1 protein-coding gene is annotated in these 1,203 nt (G+C 73.8%); it reads right to left on the bottom strand.

Annotation, left to right across the window (positions count from 1 at the left end; translation table 11 throughout):
* On the bottom strand, positions 1-1,189 hold a 1,189-nt coding region (locus tag ACIQOV_RS42050), incomplete at its 3' end, for a DEAD/DEAH box helicase (protein WP_401056501.1).
* Positions 1,190-1,203: the final 14 nt, after the last annotated feature.

The following is a 1,203-nucleotide window of genomic DNA, read 5'->3' as shown; positions in this document are numbered from 1 at the left end:
CCCCCTCCCCCACCACCGCCTCGGCCAACGAGCGCTTGGCGGCGAGGAGTTCGTCGATCCGCTCCTCGACGGTGCCGACGCAGACCAGCCGGCGGACCTGGACGTCCCGGCGCTGGCCGATCCGGAAGGCCCGGTCGGTGGCCTGCTCCTCGACCGCCGGGTTCCACCAACGGTCCAGGTGGATCACCTGGTTGGCGGCGGTCAGGTTGAGGCCGGTGCCGCCGGCCCGCAGCGAGAGCAGGAACACCCCCGGCCCGTCCGGGGATTGGAAGCGTTCGACCAGCTCCTCACGGCGCGCCCGGGGCAGACCGCCGTGCAGGTAGAGCACCTCCTCGCCGAGCCGGCGCTCCAGGTACGGGCGGAGCATCGCACCGAACTCGGCGTACTGGGTGAAGACCAGTGTCCGGTCACCCTCGGCCAGCGCCTCCTCCAGCAGTTCCGCCAGCCGGGCGACCTTGCCCGAGCGCCCGCCCACCGCCGAACCGTCGTGCAGCAGTTGGGCCGGGTGGTTGCAGACCTGCTTGAGCTTGCCGATCGCGGCCAGCACCGTGCCGCGCCGCTCCACGCCCCGGATGCCCTCGACCCGCCGCAGCAGGTCGGCGACCACGGCCTGGTAGAGGCCCGCCTGTTCGGCGGTGAGGTTGCACCAGACGGTCATCTCCTGCTTGGCGGGCAGCTCGGCCGCCACCGCCGGGTCGGACTTGACCCGGCGGAGCACGAACGGTGCGGTGCGGCGGAGGAGTTCGGCGGTGCGTTCGGGACTGCGGTGCAGCTCGACCGGGATCGCGTAGCGCTCCTTGAAGCGCTCGGCCGGGCCGAGCAGGCCCGGGTTGGCGAAGTCCAGGACGGCGTGCAGTTCGGCGAGCCGGTTCTCCACCGGAGTGCCGGTGAGCGCGATCCGGTGCCGGGTGACGGGAAGCGCGCGGATCGCCCGGGACTGCGCGGTGCCGCTGTTCTTGATGTGCTGGGCCTCGTCGGCGACCACCCGGCGCCAGCGGATCGCGCGCAGGGCGGCGAGGTCGCGCTGGACCAGCCCGTAGGTGGTGATGACCAGGTCCACGCCCCTGACGGCCGCGGCGAGTTGCTCCGCGCCGAGGCGGCCGGCGCCGTGGTGGACGTACCGTCGCAGACCGGGGGCGAAGCGCGCGGCCTCGCGCTGCCAGTTGCCGACCAGGGGCAACGGGCCCACCCGCCGGGTGGGGA

Source organism: Kitasatospora sp. NPDC091257 (assembly GCF_044757675.1).
Taxonomy (GTDB): Bacteria; Actinomycetota; Actinomycetes; order Streptomycetales; family Streptomycetaceae; genus Kitasatospora; species Kitasatospora lactacystinica.
This window is presented reverse-complemented; position numbering and strand designations above follow the sequence as displayed.